Annotated in this window: 3 protein-coding genes and 1 pseudogene; 2 read left to right on the top strand and 2 right to left on the bottom strand. The window is 56.2% G+C overall.

Going from position 1 to position 3,462, the window contains the following annotated elements; all coding sequences use genetic code 11:
- The coding region (locus tag AAAC48_RS17295) for an ABC transporter substrate-binding protein (RefSeq protein ID WP_340655368.1) at nt 1–493 on the bottom strand (493 nt) is incomplete at its 3' end.
- A 47-nt stretch (nt 494–540) separates the two neighbouring features.
- On the bottom strand, nt 541–1,623 hold the full coding sequence (locus AAAC48_RS17290) for a 4-oxalomesaconate tautomerase (RefSeq protein WP_340655367.1): 1,083 nt from the start codon (nt 1,621–1,623) through the stop codon (nt 541–543).
- A gap of 109 nt (nt 1,624–1,732) precedes the next feature.
- On the opposite strand from AAAC48_RS17290, the gene AAAC48_RS17285 reads away from it, so the two are divergent.
- On the top strand, nt 1,733–2,632 hold the full coding sequence (locus AAAC48_RS17285) for a LysR family transcriptional regulator (RefSeq protein ID WP_340655366.1): 900 nt from the start codon (nt 1,733–1,735) through the stop codon (nt 2,630–2,632).
- A 554-nt stretch (nt 2,633–3,186) separates the two neighbouring features.
- Nucleotides 3,187–3,462, top strand: a pseudogene (locus AAAC48_RS17280) (adenylate/guanylate cyclase domain-containing protein); the annotation flags it as partial.

Genomic DNA, 3,462 nt, shown 5'->3' with positions numbered 1-3,462 from the left:
AACCGGAGCCGACGCCGATTAGCGAAACATCGTCCGCAGAAAGCTTGTGGCGCTGCAAATAATAGCGAACAAAGAAATCCGATGAGGAGCCCGGGGCAGTAATGCCGATTTTCGCGCCCTTGATGGTTTCAGGCTTTGCCGGATCAAATGTCGAGTTCTTGCCGCCTGCAAGGACAAGACCGGAATTGCGCGCCAGCAACACAATACCGACCACGTCCTTCCTTTGTGCCTGCATCTGGATCGTATGATCGTAGAAGCCGACGGCTATGTCTGTGGAGCCTGCCACAAGCGCCTGCAAGGTCTTGGATCCGCCCGAGGCGAAATTCTCGACGGTGACTTCGAGCCCTTCCTTTTCATAGAGACCAAGGCCCGATGCTACGGGGAACGGCAAATTGTTCAGATTGTAAGAGCCGACGCTGATTCTGACGGGATCCGCAAAGGCCGATCCGGCGAATACAACAGTAGCCGCGAGCGAGAGCATAAGTTTACGCATGGTATTTCCTCCCTGATGTGCGGCGCCCTCCCGGCCACCGCTTTCAATTATGCCGCGCAAACCATTTGCGCGATAGGTTTTGCAAAGACCTGGCCCTCGAACAGACGGCGGGCTGTACGCAGAATGCCTGCGATTGTCTTGCCGTCTCGGGAGTCCAACTTTACCTCCAAGCGTCCGCTTGGATGTTCGAGAACGAGAACGACCGGGGGCTTGCGTCCGCCAATCAGTCTGGACGCAACGGTGTTGTCGCTGATGCAGGCCGTAGCAATACCGACGGCCCCTGTCGTGGCGAGCGAGGGATGGCACTGATGCGGCATGAAATAGCGCACATTCAGATCACCGCCGGCTTTTGGCTTCGAGATCAGTACCGGTTTCGGGGCAACCTGTGTCCTTACGTCGCCCATACCCATACGCTGGCCCGCCTGCAGCCTCAATTTTTCCAGCCGCTCGAGGAGAGCACTGTTTGCATTGAGCTCCGTCGCCGTTTCATAACCGTTTGCCCCGATGGCCGCGGCCTCAAGGATCATCATTGGCATGGCGCAATCGATACAGGTCACCTCTATGCCGTCGATGGTCTCGCGAGGCTGTCCAGTGGGGAAGAGCCTGCCAGTACGAGCACCGGCGGCATCCATGAATGTCAAGGCGATCGGCGCGGCGTGGCCGGGAACGCCGTCAATCGAAGCATCGCCAAGATACGCGACTCGGCCCTCTGGCGTTGGAACCTCCGCCTCGATGAGCTTTCCTGTATTCACATTGTGTATTCGCACCCGCGTCACCAGCCCCGTCGCCTTGACGAGGCCGGCTTCGATGGCAAAGGGACCGACGGCGGCGAGCATGTTGCCGCAATTGGGCGATGTATCGACCATTTGTTGATCGATACGCACCTGGGCAAAGAGATAATCGACATCTGCCCCCAATACAGTCGCCGGACCGACGATTGCAACCTTGCTCGTAACCGGATTACCGCCGCCGATGCCGTCGATTTGTAGCGGATGACCGGAACCCATCACGGATAACAGAATCTGGTCGCGCTGGCGCGGATCCGAAGGGAGGTCCGACGCCAGGAAAAACGGGCCTTTGGACGTACCACCTCTCATCAAGACACAGGGTATACGAATGAGGTCATTCATGTTTGCCGCTCTTTATTCATGCGCCTGACGGATCAATCTGCCCATTTCTTGCACTTTGCGGTAAAATGATTGATATGTGAAATGCGAAGATTCGGGGAATTGATGTGTAATGAGCATTAATTGTGAGATACTTGACCTGCGCGCGTTCTTAAGCGTCGTGGAACTGGTGAGTTTTCATCGGGCTGCCGAGGCGCTCAATCTCTCTCAGCCCGCGCTCAGTCGGCGCATCCAGAAGCTGGAAATGGCGATCGGCGCTCCGTTGCTAGAGCGGACGACACGGCACGTCTCTTTGACAGCATTGGGGACGGAATTACTTCCACTCGTTCGCCGCATGTTGGAAGAATTCGACGGTTCGCTGTTTGCGGTCCGCGATGTCGGCGTCAATCGGGGCGGTCTGGTCACGATTGCCTGCCTTCCGACCGCTGCGTTTTACTTCCTGCCGACGGTCATCCGGCAGTTCAATGAAGAACATCCCAATATCCGCTTCCGTATCCTTGATTTACCTGCGACCGACGGCTTGCAGGCCGTTGCGCGGGGTGAGGTGGAGTTCGGCATCAACATCACGGGTACGTCCGATCCGGATTTGACGTTCGAGCGTCTTGTCGAAGATCCGTTCGTTCTCGCGGCGCGGAAAGATCATCCGCTTGCGGAGAAAGCGGAAGTGGGGTGGGCTGACCTGGAACCTTACCATTTGATCACGGTTCACCGGTCAAGTGCGAACCGCACACTTCTCGATGCTGCTTTGGCGAAGTCCAGCATTAAGCTTCGATGGTTCTATGAAGTAACGCACCTTTCGACGTCCCTCGGTCTTGTCGAAGCTGGGCTCGGCATATCTGTGCTGCCGCAGATGGCAACGCCCCAAGGGGAACACCCTTTTCTCATTAGCCGCCTGATACGCAATCCGGCAATTTCACGAACAATAGGCGTGGTGAGGCGTCGCGGAGGGACCTTGTCGCCGGCTGCAGAGCGATTCCTCAATATGCTAATTGGTACCTGGTCCGAAAGGTGAGTTCGAGTCTGGCAAGGTCTGTGTGGATCAGCATCGAATGCTGACCCTCGAGCTGACTCCTTGGTACGTCGGAAGCAAATGTAGACATTTTAGGACCAAATCGAAGCCATTAATTGCCTTTTCAAAGTAACGTATATCTCCAGCGTCGTTGCTACATTTGAGTTAAACAGCCTGGTGTTCTCGATCTGTGCTTCGAAAATCGAATAATGGCTCTTCGGGAACCGCTTTCAGGCAACCCCCCGTTTGGGTGGGTCTGCGGATCGAATCCCATCAAGGCGAGAGAGCCAAATAACGCATACGCACCCTCCAATCATTATTGTGGTCCATTAATGACTGAGATGGGGCCGACTTCAGACCGTCTGGTTCTGGATAGCGACGCAGGGAAAGCGGACATGCTGAACGCGTTTCGACCTATCACGTGCGGTTCGAATCTGGTCCGGTGCGCCAATCTTCACCAGTCCAGAACAAAACTGGGAACCGGGGCACTGCGATGGACATCTCCGGATGGTCCCAATACCATATGTGCGAGTGAATTTTCAGAGGCACCTACCTCAATGGTCGAAGAACGCGTCCAGCGCCGTCTTGCCGCCATTCTAGCCGCGGACGTGGTCGGCTACAGCCGTCTCATGGAAGCGGACGAGCAAGGAACCCTCAAGGTCCTGAAGGCCCGACGGCGCGATATTCTGGCTCCCCTGATCACGCGATATAGAGGTCGCTTGGTCAAGGTCATGGGTGACGGCGTTTTAGTCGAGTTCGCCAGTGCGGTCGATGCCGTCCAGTGCGCAGTCGATCTCCAGTATGGCACGGCCGAGGCCAACGATAGTTTGCCG

The sequence above is a fragment of the Phyllobacterium sp. genome (genome assembly GCF_037994405.1).
Lineage (GTDB): Bacteria > Pseudomonadota > Alphaproteobacteria > Rhizobiales > Rhizobiaceae > Phyllobacterium.
The sequence above is the reverse complement of the archived record's forward strand: the minus strand, read 5'-3'. Positions and strand labels throughout refer to the sequence as shown.